The sequence below is a fragment of the Vibrio sp. OPT46 genome, from assembly GCF_015163535.1.
Taxonomy (GTDB): Bacteria; Pseudomonadota; Gammaproteobacteria; order Enterobacterales; family Vibrionaceae; genus Vibrio; species Vibrio alginolyticus.
This window is the reverse complement of the sequence record NZ_JADDYG010000359.1, coordinates 51,235-52,565: the sequence shown is the minus strand read 5'-3', so window position 1 is coordinate 52,565 and position 1,331 is coordinate 51,235. Positions and strand designations below refer to the sequence as shown.

Annotated in this window: 1 protein-coding gene; it reads left to right on the top strand. The window is 46.4% G+C overall.

The window, feature by feature from the left end; all coding sequences use genetic code 11:
- A partial coding sequence (locus IQR33_RS16820; protein WP_228013943.1) for a sodium:solute symporter family transporter occupies positions 1–1,221 on the top strand: 1,221 nt, incomplete at its 5' end.
- Between the last annotated feature and the right edge of the window lie 110 nt (positions 1,222–1,331).

Genomic DNA, 1,331 nt, shown 5'->3' with positions numbered 1-1,331 from the left:
GGTATCGCGGCTGTCATTTGGACCGATGTGATTCAAGCAGTAATCTTATTTATTGGCGCATTCATCATCATTGAAGCCGTTTGGAATGGCATGCCTGCTCCAATGACGGAGGTCATGGCAGAACTCAAAGCGAAAGGAATGACCGATGCCCTACAAACAAGTTTTGACCTAAGCCAAGTAACGACTGTATGGGCCGGCGTTATCGCAATGACGATGTTCCACACCACCGTGTATGGCGGTAACCAGATGATGGTACAACGTTGTATGGCCGCGAAAAACATGGGCGATGCGAAAAAGGCAATGTTGATGATGGGCTACGTGGCCTTCTTTATTTACTTTGTCTTTATCTTGCTTGGCGTCCTGTTCAACGCTTATTACGACGGTAAAGAGTTTGAAAACGGCAACACCATCATTCTTCATTATGCGAGTGAATATGGAATGCCAGGCTTGATGGGCATCATTGCCGCTGCGATTCTGGCGGCAAGTATGTCGAGTCTCGATTCCGCATTTAACTCAATGGCGACCGTTTCTGTGGCTGACTTTTACAAACGCTTCTACAAGCAAAACGAGTCGGAAGAGCATTACTTAAAGGTATCGCGTTTCTTCACGGTGGCGTGGGCGATTTTGGTCATCATTCCAGCGATCATGTTTGCCACCAGCACAGGCTCGGTACTGGAAGTGCTGAGTAAGGCAGGCTCTTACTTTGTCGGTGCGAGCTTCTGTATGTTCGTCCTTGGTTTCTACTCAAAACACATTACGGAAAAAGGCTTGTTAATTGGCGTTGCTGCTAGCTTCTTGGTGATCTGGTATGTAGCCGTTGCGACCGATATTGCGTGGCCTTGGTATTGCGTGATTGGCGTCCTTGTGAATGCCGTTGTCGCTTACATTGCTAGCCTTCTCCTGACGGGTAAACAAGATGAAATGCATCTTTACACAGTGAAAGGCCAGCAAGCGGAATATGCTCGTCTAAATAAACCAATCAAGGAAGATGGTTGGTATGTCGTTCCCGGCAAAATCGATGCTCCATGTTATGGCTTACTAGTGATGTTTGTATTCTCGATCGTGATGCTTTGGGGGATCAACGCGTTTACCGACAACGCTCCTATGCTGATTAACTTTATGCGTGGCTGCTCTATTCTTGTCGCTACCGCTTGCATCGGATACATGGGGTATTCACTCCTCTCCCCGAAACGTAAAGTTGCAGTCAAACAAGCAAATTAATGTTCTTTACGTAGATACTGTACGTCCAACAAACGGACAGTATCTACGCACTAGATCTAGTGCTAGCTCAAAGCAAATCGAATGGGTTAACCCACATTTTGCTTTTTAAT